This is a genomic window from Lelliottia sp. (genome assembly GCF_045627565.1).
Classification (GTDB): domain Bacteria; phylum Pseudomonadota; class Gammaproteobacteria; order Enterobacterales; family Enterobacteriaceae; genus Enterobacter.
Genome location: NZ_JAZQNX010000021.1, coordinates 53,365 through 75,098, shown reverse-complemented (window position 1 = coordinate 75,098; position 21,734 = coordinate 53,365). Strand labels below are relative to the sequence as shown.

31 protein-coding genes and 1 pseudogene are annotated in these 21,734 nt (G+C 55.4%); 29 read left to right on the top strand and 3 right to left on the bottom strand.

The window, feature by feature from the left end; all coding sequences use genetic code 11:
• Window positions 1–469: 469 nt before the first annotated feature.
• The 7 genes and pseudogenes from ACKI5T_RS12225 (at window position 470) to ACKI5T_RS12195 (ending at window position 4,748) form a co-directional block, all read left to right on the top strand.
• Window positions 470–835, top strand: a complete 366-nt coding sequence (locus ACKI5T_RS12225; RefSeq protein ID WP_407437730.1) for a hypothetical protein — start codon at window positions 470–472, stop codon at window positions 833–835.
• Between the two features lie 67 nt (window positions 836–902).
• A complete protein-coding gene (locus ACKI5T_RS12220) occupies window positions 903–2,915 on the top strand; it encodes a ParB/RepB/Spo0J family partition protein (protein ID WP_407437728.1) in 2,013 nt (670 codons plus the stop codon).
• Window positions 2,916–2,951: 36 nt separating this feature from the next.
• Window positions 2,952–3,386 (top strand): conjugation system SOS inhibitor PsiB, encoded by a 435-nt coding sequence (gene psiB / locus ACKI5T_RS12215; RefSeq protein WP_407437726.1) that lies wholly within the window; start codon window positions 2,952–2,954, stop codon window positions 3,384–3,386.
• The gene (locus ACKI5T_RS12210) at window positions 3,383–4,114 is read left to right on the top strand and encodes a plasmid SOS inhibition protein A (RefSeq protein WP_407437724.1); all 732 of its coding nucleotides are present in this window, start codon (window positions 3,383–3,385) and stop codon (window positions 4,112–4,114) included. The genes psiB and ACKI5T_RS12210 overlap by 4 nt, the downstream gene beginning before the upstream one ends.
• Window positions 4,111–4,341, top strand: coding sequence for a hypothetical protein (locus ACKI5T_RS12205; protein WP_235135840.1), 231 nt, complete (start codon window positions 4,111–4,113; stop codon window positions 4,339–4,341). The genes ACKI5T_RS12210 and ACKI5T_RS12205 overlap by 4 nt, the downstream gene beginning before the upstream one ends.
• 190 nt (window positions 4,342–4,531) lie before the next feature.
• Window positions 4,532–4,681, top strand: a pseudogene (locus ACKI5T_RS12200) (DUF5431 family protein); the annotation flags it as partial.
• Complete coding sequence (locus ACKI5T_RS12195; protein WP_322090673.1) at window positions 4,623–4,748, top strand: type I toxin-antitoxin system Hok family toxin; 126 nt, start codon at window positions 4,623–4,625, stop codon at window positions 4,746–4,748. The pseudogene ACKI5T_RS12200 and the gene ACKI5T_RS12195, both read left to right, overlap by 59 nt.
• A 415-nt stretch (window positions 4,749–5,163) precedes the next feature.
• Here ACKI5T_RS12195 and ACKI5T_RS12190 read toward each other — a convergent pair whose 3' ends face one another.
• Window positions 5,164–5,322 (bottom strand): hypothetical protein, encoded by a 159-nt coding sequence (locus ACKI5T_RS12190; RefSeq protein WP_407437722.1) that lies wholly within the window; start codon window positions 5,320–5,322, stop codon window positions 5,164–5,166.
• 401 nt (window positions 5,323–5,723) lie between these two features.
• Between ACKI5T_RS12190 and ACKI5T_RS12185 the strand changes: the two genes are divergently transcribed.
• Together ACKI5T_RS12185 and ACKI5T_RS12180 are read left to right on the top strand one after the other, a co-directional pair.
• Window positions 5,724–6,038: a hypothetical protein gene (locus ACKI5T_RS12185; protein ID WP_407437720.1), complete on the top strand. Its 315-nt coding sequence runs from the start codon at window positions 5,724–5,726 to the stop codon at window positions 6,036–6,038.
• 5 nt (window positions 6,039–6,043) lie between these two features.
• Complete coding sequence (locus tag ACKI5T_RS12180) at window positions 6,044–6,865, top strand: DUF932 domain-containing protein (RefSeq protein WP_407437718.1); 822 nt, start codon at window positions 6,044–6,046, stop codon at window positions 6,863–6,865.
• A 27-nt stretch (window positions 6,866–6,892) separates the two neighbouring features.
• Here the strand turns inward: ACKI5T_RS12180 and ACKI5T_RS12175 are convergent, their stop codons facing one another.
• Window positions 6,893–7,432 carry a lytic transglycosylase domain-containing protein gene (locus ACKI5T_RS12175; RefSeq protein ID WP_407437716.1) on the bottom strand — a complete coding sequence of 180 codons (540 nt, stop codon included), beginning with the start codon at window positions 7,430–7,432 and terminating at the stop codon, window positions 6,893–6,895.
• Window positions 7,433–8,086: 654 nt separating this feature from the next.
• Between ACKI5T_RS12175 and ACKI5T_RS12170 the strand changes: the two genes are divergently transcribed.
• Window positions 8,087–8,479: a relaxosome protein TraM gene (locus ACKI5T_RS12170; protein ID WP_407437714.1), complete on the top strand. Its 393-nt coding sequence runs from the start codon at window positions 8,087–8,089 to the stop codon at window positions 8,477–8,479.
• A 33-nt stretch (window positions 8,480–8,512) separates the two neighbouring features.
• Here ACKI5T_RS12170 and ACKI5T_RS12165 read toward each other — a convergent pair whose 3' ends face one another.
• On the bottom strand, window positions 8,513–9,154 hold the full coding sequence (locus ACKI5T_RS12165) for an Arc family DNA-binding protein (RefSeq protein ID WP_407437712.1): 642 nt from the start codon (window positions 9,152–9,154) through the stop codon (window positions 8,513–8,515).
• Between the two features lie 195 nt (window positions 9,155–9,349).
• Here ACKI5T_RS12165 and ACKI5T_RS12160 point away from each other — a divergent pair, with 195 nt between their 5' ends.
• The 19 genes from ACKI5T_RS12160 (at window position 9,350) to traU (ending at window position 21,726) form a co-directional block, all read left to right on the top strand.
• A complete protein-coding gene (locus tag ACKI5T_RS12160; RefSeq protein WP_407437710.1) occupies window positions 9,350–9,703 on the top strand; it encodes a type IV conjugative transfer system pilin TraA in 354 nt (117 codons plus the stop codon).
• Window positions 9,704–9,705: 2 nt separating this feature from the next.
• The gene (gene traL / locus ACKI5T_RS12155) at window positions 9,706–10,008 is read left to right on the top strand and encodes a type IV conjugative transfer system protein TraL (protein WP_407437740.1); all 303 of its coding nucleotides are present in this window, start codon (window positions 9,706–9,708) and stop codon (window positions 10,006–10,008) included.
• Window positions 10,009–10,013: 5 nt separating this feature from the next.
• Window positions 10,014–10,595: a TraE/TraK family type IV conjugative transfer system protein gene (locus ACKI5T_RS12150; RefSeq protein ID WP_407437708.1), complete on the top strand. Its 582-nt coding sequence runs from the start codon at window positions 10,014–10,016 to the stop codon at window positions 10,593–10,595.
• Window positions 10,596–10,606: 11 nt separating this feature from the next.
• The gene (gene traK, locus ACKI5T_RS12145) at window positions 10,607–11,347 is read left to right on the top strand and encodes a type-F conjugative transfer system secretin TraK (protein WP_407437706.1); all 741 of its coding nucleotides are present in this window, start codon (window positions 10,607–10,609) and stop codon (window positions 11,345–11,347) included.
• Window positions 11,344–12,744 carry an F-type conjugal transfer pilus assembly protein TraB gene (traB, locus tag ACKI5T_RS12140; RefSeq protein ID WP_407437704.1) on the top strand — a complete coding sequence of 467 codons (1,401 nt, stop codon included), beginning with the start codon at window positions 11,344–11,346 and terminating at the stop codon, window positions 12,742–12,744. Before traK ends, traB begins: the two co-directional genes overlap by 4 nt.
• Window positions 12,745–12,754: 10 nt before the next feature.
• Window positions 12,755–13,234, top strand: a complete 480-nt coding sequence (locus ACKI5T_RS12135; protein WP_407437702.1) for a hypothetical protein — start codon at window positions 12,755–12,757, stop codon at window positions 13,232–13,234.
• Window positions 13,224–13,523, top strand: coding sequence for a hypothetical protein (locus tag ACKI5T_RS12130; RefSeq protein WP_407437700.1), 300 nt, complete (start codon window positions 13,224–13,226; stop codon window positions 13,521–13,523). Before ACKI5T_RS12135 ends, ACKI5T_RS12130 begins: the two co-directional genes overlap by 11 nt.
• A 5-nt stretch (window positions 13,524–13,528) precedes the next feature.
• Window positions 13,529–13,885, top strand: coding sequence for a hypothetical protein (locus ACKI5T_RS12125; protein ID WP_407437699.1), 357 nt, complete (start codon window positions 13,529–13,531; stop codon window positions 13,883–13,885).
• 63 nt (window positions 13,886–13,948) lie between these two features.
• On the top strand, window positions 13,949–14,506 hold the full coding sequence (traV, locus tag ACKI5T_RS12120) for a type IV conjugative transfer system lipoprotein TraV (RefSeq protein WP_407437697.1): 558 nt from the start codon (window positions 13,949–13,951) through the stop codon (window positions 14,504–14,506).
• The gene (gene traC, locus ACKI5T_RS12115) at window positions 14,503–17,103 is read left to right on the top strand and encodes a type IV secretion system protein TraC (protein ID WP_407437696.1); all 2,601 of its coding nucleotides are present in this window, start codon (window positions 14,503–14,505) and stop codon (window positions 17,101–17,103) included. The genes traV and traC overlap by 4 nt, the downstream gene beginning before the upstream one ends.
• The gene (gene trbI, locus ACKI5T_RS12110; protein WP_407437694.1) at window positions 17,100–17,516 is read left to right on the top strand and encodes a type-F conjugative transfer system protein TrbI; all 417 of its coding nucleotides are present in this window, start codon (window positions 17,100–17,102) and stop codon (window positions 17,514–17,516) included. The genes traC and trbI overlap by 4 nt, the downstream gene beginning before the upstream one ends.
• On the top strand, window positions 17,513–18,148 hold the full coding sequence (traW, locus tag ACKI5T_RS12105) for a type-F conjugative transfer system protein TraW (protein WP_407437693.1): 636 nt from the start codon (window positions 17,513–17,515) through the stop codon (window positions 18,146–18,148). The genes trbI and traW overlap by 4 nt, the downstream gene beginning before the upstream one ends.
• A complete protein-coding gene (locus ACKI5T_RS12100; RefSeq protein ID WP_407437691.1) occupies window positions 18,145–18,495 on the top strand; it encodes a hypothetical protein in 351 nt (116 codons plus the stop codon). The genes traW and ACKI5T_RS12100 overlap by 4 nt, the downstream gene beginning before the upstream one ends.
• Before the next feature lie 92 nt (window positions 18,496–18,587).
• The gene (locus tag ACKI5T_RS12095; RefSeq protein ID WP_407437690.1) at window positions 18,588–18,962 is read left to right on the top strand and encodes a hypothetical protein; all 375 of its coding nucleotides are present in this window, start codon (window positions 18,588–18,590) and stop codon (window positions 18,960–18,962) included.
• A 149-nt stretch (window positions 18,963–19,111) separates the two neighbouring features.
• Window positions 19,112–19,420, top strand: coding sequence for a hypothetical protein (locus ACKI5T_RS12090; protein WP_407437689.1), 309 nt, complete (start codon window positions 19,112–19,114; stop codon window positions 19,418–19,420).
• Entirely contained in the window at window positions 19,411–19,974 is a 564-nt protein-coding gene (locus tag ACKI5T_RS12085) for a hypothetical protein (RefSeq protein ID WP_407437687.1), read from the top strand. Before ACKI5T_RS12090 ends, ACKI5T_RS12085 begins: the two co-directional genes overlap by 10 nt.
• Before the next feature lie 151 nt (window positions 19,975–20,125).
• Entirely contained in the window at window positions 20,126–20,347 is a 222-nt protein-coding gene (locus ACKI5T_RS12080) for a hypothetical protein (RefSeq protein ID WP_407437686.1), read from the top strand.
• A 54-nt stretch (window positions 20,348–20,401) separates the two neighbouring features.
• A complete protein-coding gene (locus ACKI5T_RS12075; protein ID WP_407437685.1) occupies window positions 20,402–20,725 on the top strand; it encodes a hypothetical protein in 324 nt (107 codons plus the stop codon).
• On the top strand, window positions 20,722–21,726 hold the full coding sequence (gene traU / locus ACKI5T_RS12070; RefSeq protein WP_407437683.1) for a conjugal transfer pilus assembly protein TraU: 1,005 nt from the start codon (window positions 20,722–20,724) through the stop codon (window positions 21,724–21,726). The genes ACKI5T_RS12075 and traU overlap by 4 nt, the downstream gene beginning before the upstream one ends.
• Window positions 21,727–21,734 lie beyond the last annotated feature (8 nt).

The following is a 21,734-nucleotide window of genomic DNA, read 5'->3' as shown; positions in this document are numbered from 1 at the left end:
CTTGTCGTAGCACCGTCGGGTCGTCATCCAAGGGGTGAAATACACGCCGCCAAAACTTTTTGCGAAAGACCGCAAAAACTGTTGTCTGCGCCCCTTTCCTTCCTCCCTTCGCCGTTGCTCCTTTGCCCTTTGCCGCGAGAGAACTCACCAGGGAGATGGACACCCATCACCACAGGAGAAAACCAGGATGCACACACGAAACGTCAACGTCAGAACCGCCGCTCCAGAATCTTCCAGGAAGATAGGGGAGAAGCAAAACCTCATGTCTGTTGCGCGTGTGGTCAGCCGGATTAAAGGCCAGCTCTCTGTGGCAACTGACGAGGCGCAGCTTACTGCCGCTATGGCTGAAGAAGCGCATACACATTACGGCGAGGTGTTCACAAGAATTGACCTGTTCAAATCCCTGATGACGGGTTTTTTTCAGGGACTCAGAAAACCCATCAGTCACGTAATACAGAAGGAGACAAAAATGCAGGTTCTGAAAGCTGCAACATCACCGAAAAAGGTAGGCGAAAGCCGTGACATGGTCGCACTGCTGCGTATTCAGGCCACCGACACGCATGTGGTGGAATTCGACAACGTGGACACACGCTTCAACGACTGCACGAACTGGCAGGTTATGGAGGGGGGGAAGCGCGTCCTGTTCAGCACCCGAACGCACGAACGCTTTTCTGACATTAAGGCTGGGGTGCTGGCAACGATCGCGGTCTGTGAAAACCGCGCCACTGCGTCGGATACCGCGATGCTGGAAAGTGCCCGCGCGATGATGAAGGTGCTCGATGCCTGTCCGTCCTTTGGTGCGCTGGTCGCACACCCGAAACGTATCACCGATTAACCGAGTGCCGTGACCGGATAGCCCTCCGGCCACGGCGAACCATCACTTAAACTAAGAGGTAAAAATCATGGTCACCACCCATTCTACGGCAAACAAATCCGTAAAATCCACCCGCAGCAAAAAAGCTGCACCTGACGCCGCACAGCCTACAAACCCGACGCTGTTACAGGTGCTGATAGCGACCCCCGTACAACTGATGCCGTATTCACGCCTGTCCCGCACGGATCTGAACGTGCGCCGACGCCCCCACACGGACAAGGAAGTGGAAGAACTGGCTGACAGTATCGAGGCCGTGGGTATCCTCCAGAACCTGATCGGCGTGGAACTGCCTGACGGCTCAGTCGGTGTGGTCGGCGGGGAAGGGCGTCGCAGGGCAACGGGCATTCTGGTCAAAAAAGGGATTACCGATGCGGATACGCCATTTATTCCGGTGAAGGTGATCCCGCTGGAACTGGCGGTGGTGGCCTCCATGACCGAAAACGGTCAGCGTAAAAACATGCACCCTGCCGAGCAGATTGTCGGTTTCAGAACGCTGGAGCAGGAGGGCAAAACCGTCTCGCAGATCAGCGCCCTGCTGGGCTATGCCCCGCGCCACGTTCAGCGCTGCCTGAAGCTGGCAAACCTTGCCCCCTCCCTGCTGGATACGCTGGCGCGGGATGAAATCTCCCTCGAGCAGTGCGAAGCACTGACCCTTGCCGACACCCATGAGCGTCAGGAGCAGGTCTGGAAAGAAGCCGTGGAACAGTGGCGTGACCCTGCCGTGCAGACCCTGCGCAAAATGGTCACGGATGACAAGATGGCGGTCAGTCACCCGATGTTTGAATTTGTGGGCGAGGAGGCGTATATCGCCGCTGGCGGTACGCTGACCGCCGATCTGTTCAGCGACAGGGACAGCACCTTTGCCGACGCGGCACAGGTAAAATCCCTGCTGGGTGGCAAGCTGACGGTACTGGCGGCGCGTATCCAGCAGGAGCAGGGCTGGGGCTGGTCAGAGTTTCGCATGAGCGAGCTGGGCGACAACGTGACCGACCGTGAACAGTACCGCGTTGCCATGCCAGACGCCGTCCTGACTGAAGAAGAAAAACAGCGCGTCAGCGAGCTGGAAGAAAAAATGGAAGCCACCGACAGCCACGATGACGAATATGCTCTCCAGCAGGAAATTGACGACATTGTCTGTGAGGCGACGTACCGCGAAGCCACACCAGAATTCCGCGCCGCACACGGCGTCTGGGTGTCATGGGATGGCGGGAACTTTAAGGTTCAGGCGGGTATTCACAAAGTGACGGATGAGGAGCGTCAGGAGGAAGAAAAAGCCCTTCAGGCGCGGCGGGATAACGTGGTGACGTACACCACGCCGGACATTCCTGCCGATGCGTATCCCGCGACGCTGGTCAAAGCCATGTCAGCCGAGCGCACGCTGGCTGTTCAGGCCGAACTGGCTGGACGCCCCGATGTATCGGTCGCACTCCTGACGTGGACGCTGTGTCTCGGGCTGTTTGACCGCCGCCACGGTCAGCGCAGTGAACCCCTGAAAGCCTCTGTATCTTCAAACCAGTATCACCTCGCCTCGCTGGCACCGTCCGGTGAGGAAGGAAAAGCCCTGACGGCGCTGAGGACGCAGAAAGCGACGTTTCAGGCGACGCTGCCTGAACACTGGCATCTCGGGTTTACCTGGCTGCTGTCATGGTCTGCGGAGGAGGTTAACACTCTGCTGGGATTCTGCGCGGCGCACGGTATCGATGGCATTCAGGAGCGGCTGTATAACCGCACGGATAAAAGCGCCCTGGACGGGCTGGAAGCCGCGCTGGACTTCGATCTGCGCACGTGGTGGCAGCCTGACGCGGAGAACTATTTCGGCAAGCTCAAAATTGCCCAGATCGGCAAAGCCTATGAGAGCGCCGGACTGACCGGACGTGCGGGGGAAGTCATGAAGCTCAAACGTCGGGATGCGGCACAGGCCGCCGCCGTCGATCTCAATGCGGTGGGCTGGATGCCTGACTGGATGGTGCGCCCTGCGTCAGCCGCTCAGGCCGAAGACAGCACTGAAACCGTCGCTGACATCACTGACCACGCTGCGTAAACCGGAGGCCGCCGCCTGCGGGCGGCGGATACAGACATGACGATGCACTATGACCTGACCCGAATCAATACCCTGACCGCCTCCGATATGGAGTTCATCCGTCAGCAGGGCGAGGACGCACGCCGCGCTCTCAGCGATACCGTGACCGGCCTGCTGGCGACGCCCGAGGGCTGGCGCGTCTGCGCCGAGTACCGTAGCGAGTTCGGTGGCTTCTTCCCCGTTCAGTGCCGCTTCAGCGCAGACGGCTGTGATGACTGGCATCTGTGCGTATGCAGTCCCGGCGAGCTGTCGCCGTACTGGCTTCTGGTCCTGCTCTCCTCCGGGGGGGAGGTGGTACGTACCCTGTACCAGAATGACACGCTCCAGCCTGAACAGATCAGCCAGTTGATTGCACAGATGGCGGGTATGCGCCGCTTTAACTGCACCGCCCGTACCGTGGCGAAACTGATGAGCGGGGAGGTGACAGCATGATCCCGTCCTCACACGCCCTCGTTTCCCAGAAGCCTGCCCGTCAGGCCGCGATTCAGGCCATCAGTCTGGTCGAGTCCTCCCGCGAACGCGGCGCACGACTGCCCGCCATGCCCTACGTGCGCACCTTCCTGCGCGTGCTCACGGGCAGCGGTCGCCTCAATGCCACGGTGGCTCGTCAGATCCCCGGCCTGAACTGGGTCCCGAAAAACCGGCATTCAAACCTGAAGCAGGTTGAGGAGGCGCTGGACATGATGATTGCCACGGGCGGGGAGTCCTGCCCGCTGCCGCTCACGCTGGATGTACAGGCGGAGCTGTTCCCCGAAATCATGCACACCCGCACGGGCAGACGGCTGCACAGGGCGGAAATCCGCACCACACGACAGATTCGCCAGGAGTCCCGCGAGGTTGAACAGCGCTGGAAGTTGCGCCAGAACCTGCTTGCACAGGCTGAAGTTGACCTCAATTTTCAGTCTCCGGAATCGGTCTGCACCTGGTACACCCGGTGGAGCGACGAGTTTGACGCGCCAGCGCTGACGGGAATGTTCTGGCGCTGGCAGACGCGGTTCGCGTCGCTGAAGGAAGTGGAGTGGCTGCGTCTGAGCGGCGAGCCGCTGTATGCCGTGATGTATGAAATCCCGTTCATCGTCCGGGAAACGCCCGACCCTGTTCGCCAGGCGGAACGCTGGCAGGTTCCGAACAAGCTGACCTTACGGGAGAGGCAGGCATGAGAAATAACCCGTACAAAACGGAGCTGAAGGTCGCCCGCAGCCAGCGGAATAAACTGCGAACCCTCTCCGCCAGGCTGAAAGAGATGTCCTGCGAATGGGACGGCATGAGCGGCTGGCTCGAGACAGAGAGTGATCGTCTGGCAGAAAGCGTTGACCAGCATCTTAAGGCACTTGAGGAGCAGATTCAGGACTGGGAGCAGGGACCGGACAGTCTGAACGACGACTGAAAAAGGTGAGGATTTATACAGGTTTCAGCGTGTTATTCCTGGGCAGATGATGCACAGCACGATATAATGGCGATGGCGCTTGAGGCTTTTTGCCTCATGATGTTCGGGTGGTTTGTTATCGTGTTGTGAGGCAAAAAGCAGAAAGCCCCGTAGTAAGTTAATTTTCATTAACCACCACGAGGCCACCTGTATGTCTCGACAACATCAGGATAGCCTCTTAGTTGCCGCAAGGCAAGGAGAAGAAGGCCATGAAACTGCCACGAAATACCCTGCTCTGGTGCGTGTTAATAGTGTGTCTCACACTGCTGATATTCACTTACCTGACGCGCAAATCGCTCTGCGAAATTCGTTACAGGGACACGAACAGGGAGGTGGCCGCTTTTATGGCTTACGAATCCGCTAAGTAGCTAACCCCGGCGGGGGGAAACCCCCGCCATTCAGGGGCTGATGATGTCCGGATTTGCCTGAAGCGCCTTTATGAAGGGGTTGCCGGTTCGCCGGTAGCCCCTTTTTCCATCCTTCCCGGCGCGACCGCACGCATGAACAACCCGGAAGGTCTGTTCCCCTCCGGGGAACGGGGGAAGGACGGCAGCGCCTCCGGCGCTTCGGTCTGTCTCCCTCCCGCTAAATATCCCCTTCTTACCTGAAATAGCGACGATCATATCCTCTCTGCGGCAGCGGTCGATAAGTGTCCTGATGCGTCATTTCATCACTCCTGACCTGACTTTCAGATCTGCTCTTTCCATTTTCTTCACAATAAAACCGAGTTTCCGGCGCGTCCTGTCGCGCTTCACAGCGGTGTTGAGACGGGACGTTACGCTGCTATTCACGATAGCTGAACAGTCCGGTCCGGTAATCGCGTGCCAGATAATCACAATGTCCATAACCCGAAAAACGGGCAGGGCGATGGCCCCCTTCGGCTCCTGACCCGCGCTGCGGTTCAGTCGTCGAGCCCCACTCCGCCAGGCAGCTGCTTCGCACCGGCCAGTCTCCGCCGAATCCCTTCGGGGTTCGGGCTTCGCTAGGGTCTGATGGCTGAGGTCAACCCCTGGCTTGCTGCGACCGTGCCGGTCACGCCGCCCTGACCGCGACGGAGAAGCCGTCGCTTTAAGGCCGCCACGCCGTTCCGCCGTGTCGGGTGTGTGCATCCTGTTCATGCGGTGAAGCCATCCCCCGTGCGTCCTCCCGCGGAGGGCTTGTCGTAGCACCGTCGGGTCGTCATCCAAGGGGTTAAATACACGCCGCCAAAACTTTTTGCGAAAGACCGCAAAAACTGTTGTCTGCGCCCCTTTCCTTCCTCCCTTCGCCGTCGCTCCTTTGCCCTTTGCCGCGAGAGAACTCACCAGGGAGATGGACACCCATCACCACAGGAGAAAACCAGGATGCACACACGAAACGTCAACGTCAGAACCGCCGCTCACGAATCTTCCAGGAAGATAGGGGAAAACCCGGTCATGGATCTGACGTATGAGCAGGCCGCCGATCTGTTTTCCTGGGTGGTGAACGCAGCGAAAGGGGAGCCACAGCCCGCCATTTTTAACGTCCCCGCTGAAAGCGTGGAGCTGAGTTTTATGTATGAAGACGCCCCGGATTATTTTTCGGTGTGGTGTTTAAACGGTTATCCGGTCGCTGCCGGTGTGCCGTCAGAACATTATTTCCGTGTCATTACCACTTTAATTAACTTTTCTCAGGAGTAAATATTATGGTCAGTTTTGCAAGCCGTTATCGTGTCCCGACCTCTATTCGCCAGAATCGCCCGCTGACAAACGATGAATTACAACGCATTGTCCCGAGCGCGTTTTCTGAAGATAAACACGATTCACGCTCAGAGCGTTATACCTATATTCCGACCATTGTGCTCCTGGATCGTTTACGCGACGAAGGTTTCCAGCCCTATTATGCAACCCAGTCCCGTACCCGTGATATTGAAAAACGCGACTTTACAAAACATATGTTACGTCTGCGCCGTCACGATCAACTTGACGGAAAAGAAGTGCCGGAAATTATCTTGTTAAACAGTCATGATGGCTCAAGCAGTTATAAGATGATCCCGGGCATGTTCCGCCAGATTTGCACTAATGGTCTGGTTGCCTGGAAAAATTTCGGTGAAATCAGCGTGCCACATAAAGGCGATATTGTGGGGCAGGTCATCGAGGGCGCTTATACCGTACTAAAAACATTTGATGCGGTAACGGAAAATATCGACATGATGAAAGGCATTCAGCTGAGTGAGCCTGAACAACGTTTGTTGAGTACGGTTGCCCTGGATTTTAAATATGACGGGAAAAAACCACCCGTGACCCCCGACCAGGTATTACAGTCCCGCCGCTGGGAAGATAAAAGCCCGGATTTATGGACCACCTTTAACCGTATTCAGGAGAATGTTATCAAAGGCGGGATTAGCGGCAGAACGGCAAAAGGCCAGCGCACCCGAACACGCGAAGTCACAGGAATCGACGGGGACATTAAATTAAACCAGGCATTATGGAAAATGGCCGAAGAATTCGCCAGACTGAAAGCCTGAAATTAAGCCGCTCTGATGAGCGGCTTTTTATTGCACAGAATTTATCGCGGCGGTTTCTGATGCCGGTCCGGTTCGATCCTTTTCTCCGTTCTGGGGGGATCGTTGCGCGAGAAGCGTTTTTCTGGCCAGCAACACGCGATATATATTCTTAATGTCTTCCGCATAGGCCTTGCGCCGGGTGATGAGCTTTTTGCTCGGTCCGGTATTATATATCCCCACGCTGTCCCAGTTTTTCCCGTATGACCTGAAGTTGTGCGCCAGCACCCATGCGCCGGTATAAACACAAATACACGGATCTTTCAGCAGCCGTTCACGCGTAATATTAAAGTTTTTAAGCTTGCCATAATGCGAGCTGTTCACCTGCATTCCGCAGACATCTTCCGTTCCGTCGCGATTCGATCCATTTACCGCCGCTGATTTTAGTCTGCTTTCCTTAATTGAAATTGACATGAGCAGGAGGGGATCAATACGGTAATCGTGCCCGGCCTGGTCAAAGCACATCTGTGGAGCGGCTCCGGCTGAAAATGAAAGCACCAGGAGCGCAGCAGGGAATACAGTTATTTTCATTATTCGGCCTTTTACGGAGATATAAGCCTCACTGAGAGGTCGCATAAAAAATACCCCGCCAGATCATCCAAATCAAGTTAATTCCCTACAAACGCGCGGAAGCGCTTTAAATCATGCGTTTACAGTCAGGCCGAAATAAACAAGTCAGACCAGGTGCAGGTATTTCAGAGCCGCTCTTTACTCACCACTTAAAACATCACACCCCACGCAAGACTCCGTCTTGCAGATTTTGCCTTTTAAATCAGTGGTTAAATGAGAAATTAATCCGGAATTTCCAGATATGAGGGGAAAAGGTGTGTTAATTAACACACCTTACAGTGCCGTCACCCCACACATTGCAGTGCCTGATTAACACACCTAACAGTGCCGGATGCAGCACTGTTAGGTGTGGGGATTGTGTGTACTGAATAATTAGAGTAACTTAAAAACAGAGGGTGCCGGATGCACACACATAGTAGTGCCGGATGCACACACCTCATAGTGCTGCATCCACACACATCACAGTGCCGGAATAGCACACCTGACAGTGCCGGATTAACACACCTTTTCGCCGTGCTGGCTCTGTGTGGTTCAGTTGGAAAATATAAGATTAACGAGAAAATTGCATCTGACAGTGCTGCATCCGGCACTGTATGAAAACGACAGGAAAATATCATGCCGCGTAAGAACATCTACTTCAAAGATAAAATAGACAGAGAAATACAGGATATTCTTGAAATAGAGATACAAAAGGGTGCCACCACGTCAGACATGAATTACTCGTCTATTGTGAATGAGCTGGTCAGGCTTGGCCTGATGGTCTACAAATCAAAGGAAGAGGGCTCCACCTTCGACCTGGATGGATTCAGACGTGACCTGATTAAAAAAGTGTCAGGCTCACGGGAAGGAATGATGATTTTAACTGCACTTGTTTCGGAAATATTTGTCACGCTCAAAGGACCTGCGGCTGGCGTGTCTCTGGATGACTTGATTAATAACAACATCAGCGCCATCAACGACGCTGAAGATAATGCAGAAAAACAACACTTTATACTTGATGAAAAATAATGGTTCTGGCCGGACATCCCCGGCCACAATCGATCACTGCGGGCTGCTTTTCTCCCACGGCAGCTCGTCTTTTTCAGCCTGGGTTATTTTCTCTTTTAAGAATACCTCAAACTCCATACACAGCACTTTCAGCGCCTGACCATCCTCGTTCTGGTCCAGTATCCGCTCAGTGAAATAACCCAGAGTATTCATCAACCTTGTGAGCATTTCATCATTCAGGCTGCGTTTATGCACTCTGGCCATTATGCGTATCTCTTCAGCCAGATTATCCGGAATACGCATGCTGTAGCCCGTTGTTTTCCCCGGAAGTAAAACTCTCTCACCCTCGCGCCACATCCATAGCTGCTCAGCATTGTCGTCCTGAATAATGTCATCAGGACTCTGAGCATGACCTCCATCAAGCAACTGACCCAGCCACGTCTCGAATTTAACCGCCAGTGAAATCAGCCGCTCTCCTTCCGCTGTTTTAATAACGGAACGCTCTGGCTGATAATTAAGTGACAAAAGAAGCCGGGCAATAATTTCATCGTTCACGCTCCTTTTCCCCACCCTGGCACATATTCTCAGCTCCATAAGCAGATTATCCGGCGCACGAAGGCGCCACTCCACAGCCTCTCCGGGACGGAACTTACGCGGCCGCCCCCGGCCTTCCCACATTTTCTCTTTTACTTTCATTGGTATAGATCCCACAAACAATATGGTTACTTTCTGGCTGACCAAGCCTACGCGCATCCATATTCAGATAATTCCTAATCATTTATAAAAGTGTGACATGTGTCACAGTTTTTTTTTTTAGGGTCATGGGACAATATCGCGTGCGTAAACAACCACTTATGCACGCACATTTTGTTTACATCCGGAGAAACAAGCATGTCTATCAAAGGTAATGCCCTCAATGTCGTGAAGGGATGGGCGGTAGCGTCCTTATTCCGCAGCGCACGTGAAAATCGTCAAATGAAAAAGTTCCTGAAAAACGGTGGATTGATTTTAATTTCACTTATGGTCGCCCATCCCGCTCTTGCGGCTGGAACGGATTTACTCGCATCACAGCAATCCACTGTAAGCAGTACGTTTGGCTCGGGCTCGTCTTTAATTAAATGGTTTTATATCGCGGAAATCGTGATGGGCCTGTTTATTTATATTAAAGCCCGCTCCCCACTCGTATTTGTTGGCATCGTCGCCTGTATCATTTTCACCCGCGTCGCTTTCTCTATCGCGAGCTGATGATGAGCGGGGAAGAGGATAAATACTACTTCCCGGAAACGCTCAATCAGCAGGAGCGCTATTTTGGATTGCCTTTAGACGAAATTATTATTGTCGCACCCCTTGTTATCCTCGGGGTGCTTAACAATATGTCTACCGAGCTTTCCATAATAGCGGGTCTGCTCTGGGCATCAGTCAGGTATATGAAAAAAGGACAAGGTTCTTACTGGTTACTGAATTTTTGTTACTGGCATCTTCCTTCTCTTTTATTCAAAGTCACTTTCCGAAAAATACCTGACTCCAGTTTCCGGCACTGGAGGGCGTAATTACCATGAAACTCAGCATTAAAGGCGAGCGCGATAAACAACTCAGTTATGCGTTTATTGGCCTCGCTTCACTCCTGGTTCTGAGCGGCGTGGGAAATGTTCTGACCGGTTCTCTGGCGTGGTATTTCGCAACCACTCAGAAAACAGTGACGACGCCCATGACCTATAACCAGCCGTTCACCTCCGACGCTGTCAGCGCAGACGCTTCCGGCATGACCATGTTCGCCTCTTCCTTTATTTACTGGCGACTGAATGTGAGTCCGGAAAACATCGACAACAACCAGAAAATGCTGCTCGGGTTTGTCCCTTCAGCCGAACGGGACCTGCTCAAAAAAGCGCTGGATGTTGAAGCTGAACGTATCAAAAAAGGGGGCATCACTACCCGGTTTGATACGAAGGATATCCGGGTCATGACCGATGGCTCCGTGGAGTTCAGCGGCACGCTGAAGTCATCCACCACGAACGGCGCTATTACCACCCCCCTGAAGGACCAGGACAAAACCTACCGACTGAAAATCAGCTATGTAAACGGAATGATTAACCTCCACTCCTTTGAAGAACTTCAGCCGGTTACCACCACCAACTGACAGGACTGCCCATGAAACTTCGCATTTCACCGGCAGCTGCTGCTGTGTTACTGGCATCGGGAATCTTTACCAGCGGCCTTCGGGCCGCTACCGCACCCGCCGCCATCCCCTTTGAGAACGACGCCGCCTTTAATGTCACGCTCAGTAACACCAACCCGACAAAGGTTGTTGTGGACGGGGAATTAATTACCAGCATCAGCGGGCCAACCGGTGCCTACGACCAGAGCACCACCGACGACGGCGCACTCATTCTCTCACCGCTTGTCGGCCAGAACTTCACGCTGTTTATCCAGACTGACCACGGCTCTTCACTCAGCCTGAACGTCAGACCCCAGGCCGGAAACGGCAAAACCCTGCGCTTTACGCCCATGTCACCGCCACTGCGCAAAAACGATGACGCTAAGGCATGGGAAGAAGGGCAGACCTATGAGAAAACCCTGGTCGCACTGTCGCGTGCCGTGGTGAACGGTCAGGTGCCGGACGACTATGTGGAGTATCCCGTCAGCCGTATGACGGCATACACGCCATCCACGTCAGTTCGTCTCACGCCGGAACGCCAGTTTGTCGGCAACCATCTGCGCATCGTGCGCTTTCGCATGAATAACCCCGGCAGCATCACCCAGAGCCTGCGTGAGCGTGACTTCTGGCTGAAGGGGGTCCGTGCCGTCATGCTCTCGCAAAACCAGCTTTATGCCGGTGGCGAAGGGTATGCCTGGGTTGTGTTTTCTGATGACGGAGTGCCGCGCTCATGAGTCTGAACGAAAACCTGAAAACCCGCCGCACCCAGCTGGCTATTCTGACCGGCCTTATCGTCGTCGGAGCCGCCACCGCCGGCGGCGTGATGTGGTACGGAAATCATCAGGAACAGCAGAAGCATCCCGCACCGGTTGCCGCACCCAATATGACCGGCGTGGTCACCGCCTCTTTTAATGAGCAGGTGAACGACGCAGCCCTGGCACAGCAGCAGGCCAAAACCTCCGCGCTTGAGCAGCAGTTCGCCACGCTTGCTCAGCAGTTCACCCAGAACAAGCTCACCACCGAACAGAAGCTGGCCGAGAAGGACGCTGAAATTCAGCGTCTGACCGACCAGGTCCAGAAAGCCCCCGGCAGCAACGCGACCACGGGCCAGCAGACACCACCTGCTGGCCAGAACGGAACACCACTCCCCGGTCCCGTTGCTGCCGGTCAGGCCCGACCGCCTGAATACTCCGTCACCCCCAACGCACCGGCCGCCACTGGTGTCAACATGGGGCAGGGCGCAGGCTTCTATCCGGGCGGCTCCGGCCAGCGATTAACCGGTGGACTCTCCACCACAAAGTTCAGCTATGACAGCCTGAAAAAGAAACCCACTAAGCTGCCGTGGATACCGTCCGGCTCCTTCTCTGACGCCGTCATGATTGAAGGGGCTGACGCCAACGCCAGCGTCACCGGGCAGCAAAACACCAGTCCCGTAACGCTCCGCCTGCAGGGCAACATTCAGATGCCTAACAACAAGGAATACAGCGCAGACGGCTGTTTCATCGTAGGGGAAGTCTGGGGCGATATATCCAGTGAGCGTGGAACCGTGCGCACCCAGTCCATCAGTTGCGTGCTGAAGAATGGTAAACACGTCGATATGGAGTTCCAGGGGCACGTCAGCTACCAGGGCAAAAACGGGATTCGCGGCAAGCCTGTTATGCGTAACGGCATGATTGTCGGCTACGCCGGTGCTTCCGGATTCCTGTCTGGTATTGGCGAGGGTATCAAGTCTGCTGCGACACCATCTGTGGGTCTCGGTGCGACGGCTGACGTGGGTGCCGGAGACGTGTTCAAACAAGGTTTCGGTGGCGGTGCGAGTAAGGCTGCCGACACAGTGAGCCAGTACTGGATTAAACGTGCCGAGCAGTATCATCCGGTCATTGATATTGGTGCCGGCAACCAGGTCACCGTTGTGTTCCAGAAGGGCTTCCGCCTTGAAACGCTGGAAGATGCTGAGGACGCGAAGGCGAAAGAGGAGCTGCAGAAAGCCGGCAATGCCGCACAGAACGCTGTCTCGCCACAACCGGCCAGCCAGACCACAACCTCCAGCACCACGTCAGTGGGCAACATCAATCCCGATGATGTGCTTCGCCAGGCCAGCCAGCTGCGTCTCGGTGACACCATTAACTGAGGATTTTCGTATGCGTGATGCGAAAGTAAATGACCCGTTACTCAGGAAAATACGTATAGACCTCCGTTGCTGGGAGGAAGGTGCGAAAACACCTGACGCAGAGCAGTTTTACATGTCATGGATGGTCCTGTTAGCCGGGGGCGGCTTTCTGATTCTTCATGTTTTCAGGAATGAGTTGCTGGCATCAATACTGGCGGCAGTATTCTGGGTGGCTCTGAGCCTGTGGATGTGCAAACGCCTGTTTCCGCGATACGGGGAAACATGGGCAACTGTACTGGACAGGCGCCTCTCGGTGTATCAGCCACTGAATCTTGCTGCCTGGGAGCAGCTTCAGGAGCGGGTCAGGTCGGAAGGTTTTTCAGCCGAAGTACTCCGCTCCTGGCTTCAAGAGGAAGCTATGGCCGTCTGGCCAGAAGTGAAACCCGACTGGACATTCCTTCATAACAACCCGCACAGAATCAGCGATAAGGAAGGGCGTGATGACTCGTAAGGCTGCAATTTTATACCAGATGAAGTTTCAAAAAATATTGCTAAGGGCTGCCAGCGGCTGGAACCCGTTCCTGATATTCATCGCTTCCCTCTTTTTGCTGGCTGCCACACTTTCCTTACCTTATTTGTGGCTGAGACTGGGAGGGCTATGCGTCAACGGCTTAAGTGGATTTCTGTTATGTGAGTCAATGACGGGCGGGCGTCTGTGGCGAATGTTGAACCAGCAACCTTCAGATAATGAAGGAAGCACATCTATTAAAGGCCATGCAGAAAAAGATGACAAGGGGTAATCAACATGCTTTCTGACGTCCGCCACCTCGCCATTCCGGCACTGGTTTTTGCCATTGAACTTACCGTGTGGGCCGTTCTGATTAGAAACGGTTACGGTGAATATGGCTGGACATACTGGCGAATAGGTCTCCTTGCCAGTCTGGTCATCCTCATTCACACCACCATGGTTTTTCACGGTTCAAAAGAGCAAATCCTGGATGCAGCAGGTGCTCTCGCGCCCTGGGTCATACTGATTCCTTCAATAATGGTGTTCTTTTTCATACAAATGAACCCGGACTTCCTGACGCTGGACTGGTTTTTCACAGGCGTCTTTGCCAGTGGCATATTCCAGGTGCTTTTTAATTTCCTGGCGGACAGCTAGGTAATCAGAACAACACATCACCCCTTTCACGCATATCCCTGTAATATCAACCGGAGTTACCCCATGAAAACACTGATGGGCGCTGCACTGCTGTGTAGCGCACTGACCGGCTGCGCCGGTCTCAATTCTGATTTCGACTGCAACAAGACCGCAACCGACCAGTGCCTGACCACCGGCGAGGCCAATAAACTGGCTGCGCAGGGTAAGAACCTGGATTCCCTCACCGCCGATAAAGCCGCAAAAAAGCCTGCGGGTGAAACCCTGCCGGCACTGCGTAATACAGCGCCGATCGTCAATCCAGGGCGTCCTGTTTCTGTCGCAGCAACCGGAACCGCCATCGCGAAACCTATTGCGCCACGACCACTGGCCACCGCGCCGGCAGGTTCGACGGGTTCACTGGTGACGCCGCTGACCAGCGCGGGCCATGCTGCCCCGGTGACACCGGTCAATACGGCGGGTCGTGTACCGGTACAGCGAATTCCGGATGCGACTCAGCGTCTGTGGATTGCCCCCTGGGTCGACACCGACGACAACTTTCATCAGCCTGCCGTGGTGGAGTTTGTGAAAAATAAATCCCACTGGGATGAAAGCTATCGCGTGATTGGGGAGGGAGGGGAATGAACGTATTAGACAACCTGATGGGGCTGGTCAACAGCCGGAAACGGGAGGACGGAGCCGCAACGGCCCGTTCCAATCTGGAGCAGACCTGGGGTTATCCCTCCCTGGTGGCTGCCCTGCCGTATCGCTACTACGACGATGTGAATGAGCTGTTCATCAATGAGGGGAGCGCCGGGTTTATTCTGGAAGCCGCGCCATTGCCGGGTGCGAACGAACAGGTGATCGCCGCCCTCGATGACATGCTGCGCAAGAAGCTGCCGCGCAAAACGCCGGTGAGCGTCATCCTGCTTGCCAGCAAGTGTGTCGGGGAACGTATTGCCCGTGGTGTCAGTAGCGATATGTGGAAAGGCGATATGTCCGAGTACCTGAACAAAATCACCAAAGCCTTCTGGCAGCGATCGGCGCTGAAGGGCCTGGCTAACGAACGTGAATACCCGCTGTATCTGCGTAACTACCGGATATTCATTGTCTACGGGAAACCTGCTAAACGCTTCTCCCAGCAGGTGATGGACGATCTGGTGCAGGTGCGTAACACAATTCGCTCCTCGCTGGGGGCTGCGCGCATTGAAACGATCAACACTCACGTCAATTCGTTCCTCTCGGTCATGCGCGAGATGATGAACTACCGCCAGGAGCAGGTGATGACCTCCAGCGGGGACTACAACGAAGATGAAAAGCTCAACCGTCAGATAGTTGATCCGGGCATCGATGTGCGTGTCAGGCCGTCCTACATTCGCGTCGTACTGCCGGAAAGTATTGAGGATAACGGAGCGCGTCTGCCGGCTTCGGCCTGTCGCGTGGTCAATATGCAGCTCGCCAAAAGCCCCAAACGGTTTGCGCTGTGGCAGGGGGCCGATAACCTGCAGAACCTGCGCTTCCCGGACCTCGGCATCCCGTGCCCGTTTATGCTCAGCTGGACCACCGAACTGGAAGAGCAGACCGCCACGCAAAACGAGGCGCTGCGTAAGGACATGGATCTGTCGAAAAAAGCCAACTCAGCCTATGGTCAGCTCTTTCCGGGTACGAAACGCCAGGCCGAGGAGTGGCGTCGCAACCGTGAGCAGCTTTCCAGTAACGAGATTGCCTTCTGCCGCACGTACCTCAACCTGACCCTGTTCACGCCGGACAACAATATCGATGCGCAGGACTGTGAGCTGGCTGCCGTGAACGTCTTCCGTAAGAACGATCTGGAGATGGTCACGGTTCAGTATCAGCAGATGCGCAACTGGCTGGGCTGCTTCCCCTTCATGATGCAGGAAGGGATGTGGGAAGACCTGAAGATGACCGGGTCCACGCTGCGCTGCAAATCCTGGAACGCGGTGAACCTGATGCCGGTTGTTGCCGAGCGCCAGCTGTCGCATGTGGGGATGCCGCTGCCGACCTACCGTAACCAGGTGGCCTTCTTTGACATGTTCGGGGAGGAGAACGGCAGCACCAACTTCAATATCGCGGTCACCGGCACCTCCGGGGCAGGGAAGTCATTCCTGACGCAGGGGGTCCTGCGCGACGTGCTGAACGCCGGCGGGTTTGCCTGGGTTATCGATATGGGTGACAGCTACAAAAACTACTGTCATCAGGCCGGTGGCGTCTACCTCGATGGCGCGAAGCTGCGCTTTAACCCGTTTGCCAACGTGAAAGATATTAACCAGTCCGCCGAAGGGATTGTGCGCCTGCTGACCGTACTGGCCAGCCCCACAGAGCCGCTCGACGGGGTCTGTGAAGCTATCCTGCAAAAAGCGGTCATGACGGCCTGGGAGAAAAAACAGCACGGAGCGCGGATCGATGATGTGCACAACTATCTGACCGACCCGGACGTCAATGCGGCCTATGCCGCCAAGCCCACCATTATTTCCCGCCTCGCGGAACTGGCCATGCTGCTGGATACGTACTGCACCTGGGGGCCGGACGGTGAATACTTCAATGCCGATTCTCCGACGCTCGACGGCGAAACCCGCTTTGCGGTGCTCGAGCTGTTGAGTCTGGAAGACAAGCCGAAGCTGCTCTCCTCCATCCTGTTCTCGCTCATTCTGGCGATTCAGGAAAAAATGTACCACAGCCCGCGTGACCTCAAGAAAGTCTGCATCATTGACGAGGCCTGGCGTCTGCTCGGCGGCTCCAACCCGCATGCGGCACGCTTTATCGAGACGGGCTACCGTACCGTGCGCCGTCACCGTGGGGCGTTTATTACCATCACCCAGGGCATCAAGGACTTCAGCGCCAGTAAGGAAGCCGAAGCGGCCTGGAACAACAGCTCGACCAAAATCACGCTGCTGCAGGACACCCGGGCCTTTAAACAGTACCTCGCAGATAACCCGGACCAGTTCTCCGACATGGAAAAAGAAGTCATCCGGGGCTTCCAGCCCGCGCTTCTGACAGGCTACAGCTCCCTGCTGGTCAGTGCCGGGGAATTCAGCTCGTTCCACCGCCTGTTCGTCGATCCCGTCACGCGTGCCATGTTCAGCTCGCGCGGTGAGGACTTTGCGTTTATGCAGGAAGCGCAGCGGGCCGGTTCCACGGCTGAAGAAGCGGCTTATTTGCTGGCCCAGAAGAAGTTTGGTCCGGAACTCCTTGAACTTGAAGAATGGGTGAAAGCCGCATGAGTGAGAACAACGAAAAACCGTATGACGGTGATGCCGTCCGGGACGGCGTTAAGCTAGTCAGCTTTATCGCCTCACGATGGGTGAAAGGCGCGCTGCTAGGTCTGGCGGGACTGCTGGCGATGACCGGCGTGGCATACGTGACAGCGAAAGCCGTCGCCCCGGAAGTGGTGGTGTTCGATATGAAAGGCACAGTAGACCTTTTTATCCAGCAGTCAGCCCAGCTGAACCTGGATGAGGGGAAAGCAAAGGTGCTGACAACCCGGTTTAATGCCGCGCTGAGCGAGAGCCTGAATGCATGGCAGACCACGCATAACGCCATCATTCTGGTTAAACCGGCGGTCATGAGCCCTCAGCCGGATATCACGGCTGAGATCCGCAGTGATATCTCACGGCGCATTCAGGAGGGGCAGTGAAAAAGCAACTGACGCGCTGCGCCCTCACGCTGCTGATCCTCTCAGCCAGTGCGGGGGCGAAAGACCTCGGCACCTGGGGCAATGTCTTTGAACCGGCCGAGCAGGACATGCTGGTCTTCATTCAGGACCGGCTCAAGGGAATGGAGCAGTCGGGCGAACTGGAGCGGCTCAAAAACGAAGCGACGGAACGGGTGAAACGGAATGCCGTTCGCCCGAAGCCGGTCGACGGTCTGACCCGTGCCCTGAAATACCGTGCCTTCGCGTTTGACCCGACCTTCACAGTGCAGGAAACCATCACCGATATGCAGGGCACTATCATTGCCCGCAAGGGGGATCAGGTTAATCCGCTCGATAAGGTCCCGTTCAGCCAGGTGCTGTATTTCATCGACGGGGACGACAAAGAGCAGATTGCATGGGCGAAACAGCAGATCGCCGGTCAGACGAACATCAAAGTCATCCTGGTCAACGGCAATATCAAGGAGACCAGTGACGCGCTCGATGAGCGCATTTTCTTCGATCAGTCTGGTGTTCTGACCCGCAAGTTTGGTTTCGAGCACATCCCGGTGCGAATATCGCGCGACGGTCGTGCGCTGAAGGTGGAAGAAATACCGGTCAGGGAAGGGAAAAGATGATCTTCCTGCTGGTCTTATCAGTTATCGCCGGTATGACCGGGTGTGTTATCGCAACGGCAGGGTTGTCTGAAAATCTGCGCTGGCAGGGCATGCAGTGTGGGGTCATAACAGGCATTGCGCAGGCCGGCATCCTTCATGTCATACCCCTGGACAGGGACGGGAGTGGGCTTTTGATTGCGGGCGGGATCATGCTTGCCCAGTGTTATTCCCCCCGCCTCGCGGAAGACACACGGAAAATGAGAGTGCATTTCGGGATACGTTCCGCACCGGGTTACCTGTTGATGTATGCCCTGTGCATGGTGCTGACAGGCGTTTGCTGGCTGCCGATCTGGATGGCTATCAGATGAGACACCACCTGGTTTGTATATCATTCGGCCAGCACCCTGTGCGGCGGCCATGTGATAAGGGTGGATATGATTTATGTCACAGGAGGCAATAGATGATAGCCAGCGTCGCAATTACGATTTTTCTTTGTGTGCTGACATCAGGGTTTGTCATTAAAGCCACGAAAACAGTCGAGCGCAGGTTCGCCACAGGACTAACCCTTTTCACGCTGTTGCAGCAGGTGGGGTATTTCGTCTGGTTGAAGGTGTGGGAATGGCCCTGGAATCCGGTACTGTCAGCAATGATCGCACTGGTTCAGCTAAGCGTCTTTCTGCAGATGGACAGAGCACGAAAGAGCAACCAGGCATGTGCATCAGATAAAAGAGCGACGGTGAAGCTTATATGCGAGTCACTGCTCTGGCCAGGAATGGTCTGGCTGATACTGAACACCACTATGTCACATCTTCAGGGCATCACTTCCACCGGTTAATCGTCAGCACCTCACGAATAACCGTTGTGATTGCGTTACGCATATCAGAGCTCATGGCCATGAGCCTCTGCATTTTTTCATTACATCATTATGTTCCGGTCGGGCCGGTTCTGATGATGTACGCCAAAATCAATTAAAGGTACTCAAATATGACCACGACCACATTAGGTGACCTGTTCCCTGAGATGCGTAATGCTGCGTCAGGCAGGGATAAAAGCTCCACAACACGACGTAAAACGTCCAGTGTGATCTCCCGCAGCGGCACGGCGGAAAGACTCAAAGCGCTCTACCCCGAAATTGAGTCCTGGAGTCCAATACTGGCAACACAGGCCTGGCTGAACTGGTGCAGGGAAAATCAACAGGCATTTACTGAGCCCGAAATCCGCGACGAGCGCTTTCCGGAATACCTGGTCGGGCTTATCCGGGCAAAAATGGCGGAGATGAATGAATGGCGATAATCAGCTGTTTCAGCCAGCCTGAGTCGCTGAGAGGGGTGCTGGTCTGCCTGAATGACACGGGAGGAATAGCGGGACTTTGCGCGGTGGCGCTGGGGCTGGGGGTCTGGATTGTTGCCCAGATGCGGAGCGAAGCCGCAGCCAAAAAAAGACTGGCGAAGATAATGAAATACGGGAAACCCGGCATTTCCTCTCCGCCGACATTCGGCGGTCAGCAGCATGCGGAGGCGGTCCATCTGTTTGCCAACCGCGACTACTATCAGTTTCTGCTCTCGGAGTTTGAAAAAGCGCTGCTTGCGCAGGGATACGAGCTGACAGCAGACAGTTCGCGGCATGTTGTCCCTGACAGTGAAAGCACATGTCAGGTGGCCAGAGCGATTATGATCGCGCGTGAGCGCTATATGGCACCGCTGCAGTCAGACACGATGCTGGAAGAAAAAGCGGATGAATGCGCCAGGGCAGGGTATTCACATCAGTGGTTTTGTCTGCTGGTTGCCGGGAGTGAAAAAGCTGGCTGGTACATCACCCGATCGACGCCGGCAACCGGCAGTGAATAACCTTCTTATTATCGTGCCCCTCTGAATACTTTTCTTTATCTCACTGACTTAACCGCCACGCCATTCAGGATGTTCGGTGCTCACTGCGTTGCGCTCCGCCTCAGCCTGACTGCCGTCACGGTTTCCTCTTAACACCTGACAAGGTAACGCCATGAAAAAAGACCCTGATGGTGAAAAGGGCCGGAATGTCGCCGTAACATCTGTTCGCCACGACGAAAAATCCGCCTCACGTCTGGAAGATATTCTGCAGGAAAACCCTCTTTTCTACCCTTCCATTGTGTTACGGGCCGGCCTTCTCGCCCTGCACGAAATGACCTGCGAACAGCGCATGGCCCTGGTTATCCGGGCCGCACTGCCTCCAGCCAAACACTGACCTTCTTATCGCCCTCCCGCCGGTCCGGTGGCTGTGGCTCTCCGGAGATACCCCATGACTCACCCTGAACATATCAGCCCGGTTGCGGTCACCCGTGACCGCAACGGCTTCTGGACTCACCCGCATTACTTTCAGCCTGCAGACGATGAAGCCACACCGTCAGAATTTGGCGACTGGCTGCGCCGGCACAACCTGACCTGCGCCACGCGCTGGATGGAAAACGATGCGCCTCCCCATGTCATAAAGGCCTGGGAAAACGGATTCAGCAGCATGCACGAGTGGCAGCCCTCCGCACCGGCGGGTGACGGCTGGTTTATTGGCTCCATCCATGACTCGGAAGACGGACCGCTTTGCGTCTGGCTGCGGGAGGCACAATGACCTTCAGAGCCTGTCTGACTGCCCTGTTACTGACCGTTTCGTGGTGGACGGCGTCGTTGTCTTCCGCCTCAGCTGCGACGAGTAATGCCGGCGAGGGGCGGTGGGTGAACCCGATATCGGACGTGTGCTGGAAATGTCTGTTCCCGATGTCGGTCGGCAGCGTCAAGCTGGCATCCGGCCCGCAGCCGGACACCAGTAACCCGTCGATGCCCATCCAGATTTGCTCCTATGGCGTCCTCTACCGCATGGGGCTGGCCATCGGCTACTGGGAGCCAACGGCCATGACGGACGTGACCCGTGAACCCGGCGTTATGGTGAATATGGGGGGCTTTAAGATTGATCTCGGGCGAACAGGAACCGGAACGGCCGGGCAGAGTGACCGGCCCGCAGCCGGCGCGTTCTACCACGTCCACTGGTACAAATACCCGCTGATTTCCTGGCTCAGCATCATGACCAGTACCGGCTGTTTCCAGGGCGGGGATATGGATATCGCCTACATGTCTGAAGTCGATCCGCTCTGGAATGACAGTACGCTGTCGATGATGATTAACCCGGAGGCCGCGCTGTTCGGCAATCTGATTGCCCAGGCCGCCTGTGCAGCGGATGCGGTGGCCAGCACCGCCGGGGTGCCGCTTTCCCCCCTGTTCTGGTGTGCCGGCAGTCAGGGCAGCATGTACCCGTTCACCGGCTTTACCAGCGGCGAGTTTTCTCCCCTGGAATCGTCGCTTCTGGTCAGCGAGCGCATGGCGTTCAAATTGCACCGCGAAGGTCTGGTGATGAACACGGTCGGGGCGGATTATGCGGTCTGCTATCAGTACCCGTCCCCGATCGTGCCGAAAGAACGCTGGCGCTATCAGATGGTGAACATGTACCCCGAAACCAACAGCTGCCACGCGTTCGGTGCCAGCACCCAGACGTGGGGCACGCCCCATAACTCCCCGCAATCGAAGAAAAACTTCGGATATCTGCTCTGGCGCAAACGTAACTGCGTCTATTCGTGAGGTCAGGT

Excerpts from the sequence above, each read along its gene's own strand:
- ACKI5T_RS12225 (WP_407437730.1), top strand. The coding sequence starts at position 470 with ATGCAGGTTCTGAAAGCTGCAACATCACCGAAAAAGGTAGGCGAAAGC.
- ACKI5T_RS12220 (WP_407437728.1), top strand. The coding sequence starts at position 903 with ATGGTCACCACCCATTCTACGGCAAACAAATCCGTAAAATCCACCCGC.
- psiB (WP_407437726.1), top strand. The coding sequence starts at position 2,952 with ATGACGATGCACTATGACCTGACCCGAATCAATACCCTGACCGCCTCC.
- ACKI5T_RS12210 (WP_407437724.1), top strand. The coding sequence starts at position 3,383 with ATGATCCCGTCCTCACACGCCCTCGTTTCCCAGAAGCCTGCCCGTCAG.
- ACKI5T_RS12205 (WP_235135840.1), top strand. The coding sequence starts at position 4,111 with ATGAGAAATAACCCGTACAAAACGGAGCTGAAGGTCGCCCGCAGCCAG.
- ACKI5T_RS12185 (WP_407437720.1), top strand. The coding sequence starts at position 5,724 with ATGCACACACGAAACGTCAACGTCAGAACCGCCGCTCACGAATCTTCC.
- ACKI5T_RS12180 (WP_407437718.1), top strand. The coding sequence starts at position 6,044 with ATGGTCAGTTTTGCAAGCCGTTATCGTGTCCCGACCTCTATTCGCCAG.
- ACKI5T_RS12175 (WP_407437716.1), bottom strand. The coding sequence starts at position 7,432 with ATGAAAATAACTGTATTCCCTGCTGCGCTCCTGGTGCTTTCATTTTCA.
- ACKI5T_RS12170 (WP_407437714.1), top strand. The coding sequence starts at position 8,087 with ATGCCGCGTAAGAACATCTACTTCAAAGATAAAATAGACAGAGAAATA.
- ACKI5T_RS12165 (WP_407437712.1), bottom strand. The coding sequence starts at position 9,154 with ATGAAAGTAAAAGAGAAAATGTGGGAAGGCCGGGGGCGGCCGCGTAAG.
- ACKI5T_RS12160 (WP_407437710.1), top strand. The coding sequence starts at position 9,350 with ATGTCTATCAAAGGTAATGCCCTCAATGTCGTGAAGGGATGGGCGGTA.
- traL (WP_407437740.1), top strand. The coding sequence starts at position 9,706 with ATGAGCGGGGAAGAGGATAAATACTACTTCCCGGAAACGCTCAATCAG.
- ACKI5T_RS12150 (WP_407437708.1), top strand. The coding sequence starts at position 10,014 with ATGAAACTCAGCATTAAAGGCGAGCGCGATAAACAACTCAGTTATGCG.
- traK (WP_407437706.1), top strand. The coding sequence starts at position 10,607 with ATGAAACTTCGCATTTCACCGGCAGCTGCTGCTGTGTTACTGGCATCG.
- traB (WP_407437704.1), top strand. The coding sequence starts at position 11,344 with ATGAGTCTGAACGAAAACCTGAAAACCCGCCGCACCCAGCTGGCTATT.
- ACKI5T_RS12135 (WP_407437702.1), top strand. The coding sequence starts at position 12,755 with ATGCGTGATGCGAAAGTAAATGACCCGTTACTCAGGAAAATACGTATA.
- ACKI5T_RS12130 (WP_407437700.1), top strand. The coding sequence starts at position 13,224 with ATGACTCGTAAGGCTGCAATTTTATACCAGATGAAGTTTCAAAAAATA.
- ACKI5T_RS12125 (WP_407437699.1), top strand. The coding sequence starts at position 13,529 with ATGCTTTCTGACGTCCGCCACCTCGCCATTCCGGCACTGGTTTTTGCC.
- traV (WP_407437697.1), top strand. The coding sequence starts at position 13,949 with ATGAAAACACTGATGGGCGCTGCACTGCTGTGTAGCGCACTGACCGGC.
- traC (WP_407437696.1), top strand. The coding sequence starts at position 14,503 with ATGAACGTATTAGACAACCTGATGGGGCTGGTCAACAGCCGGAAACGG.
- trbI (WP_407437694.1), top strand. The coding sequence starts at position 17,100 with ATGAGTGAGAACAACGAAAAACCGTATGACGGTGATGCCGTCCGGGAC.
- ACKI5T_RS12100 (WP_407437691.1), top strand. The coding sequence starts at position 18,145 with ATGATCTTCCTGCTGGTCTTATCAGTTATCGCCGGTATGACCGGGTGT.
- ACKI5T_RS12095 (WP_407437690.1), top strand. The coding sequence starts at position 18,588 with ATGATAGCCAGCGTCGCAATTACGATTTTTCTTTGTGTGCTGACATCA.
- ACKI5T_RS12090 (WP_407437689.1), top strand. The coding sequence starts at position 19,112 with ATGACCACGACCACATTAGGTGACCTGTTCCCTGAGATGCGTAATGCT.
- ACKI5T_RS12085 (WP_407437687.1), top strand. The coding sequence starts at position 19,411 with ATGGCGATAATCAGCTGTTTCAGCCAGCCTGAGTCGCTGAGAGGGGTG.
- ACKI5T_RS12080 (WP_407437686.1), top strand. The coding sequence starts at position 20,126 with ATGAAAAAAGACCCTGATGGTGAAAAGGGCCGGAATGTCGCCGTAACA.
- ACKI5T_RS12075 (WP_407437685.1), top strand. The coding sequence starts at position 20,402 with ATGACTCACCCTGAACATATCAGCCCGGTTGCGGTCACCCGTGACCGC.
- traU (WP_407437683.1), top strand. The coding sequence starts at position 20,722 with ATGACCTTCAGAGCCTGTCTGACTGCCCTGTTACTGACCGTTTCGTGG.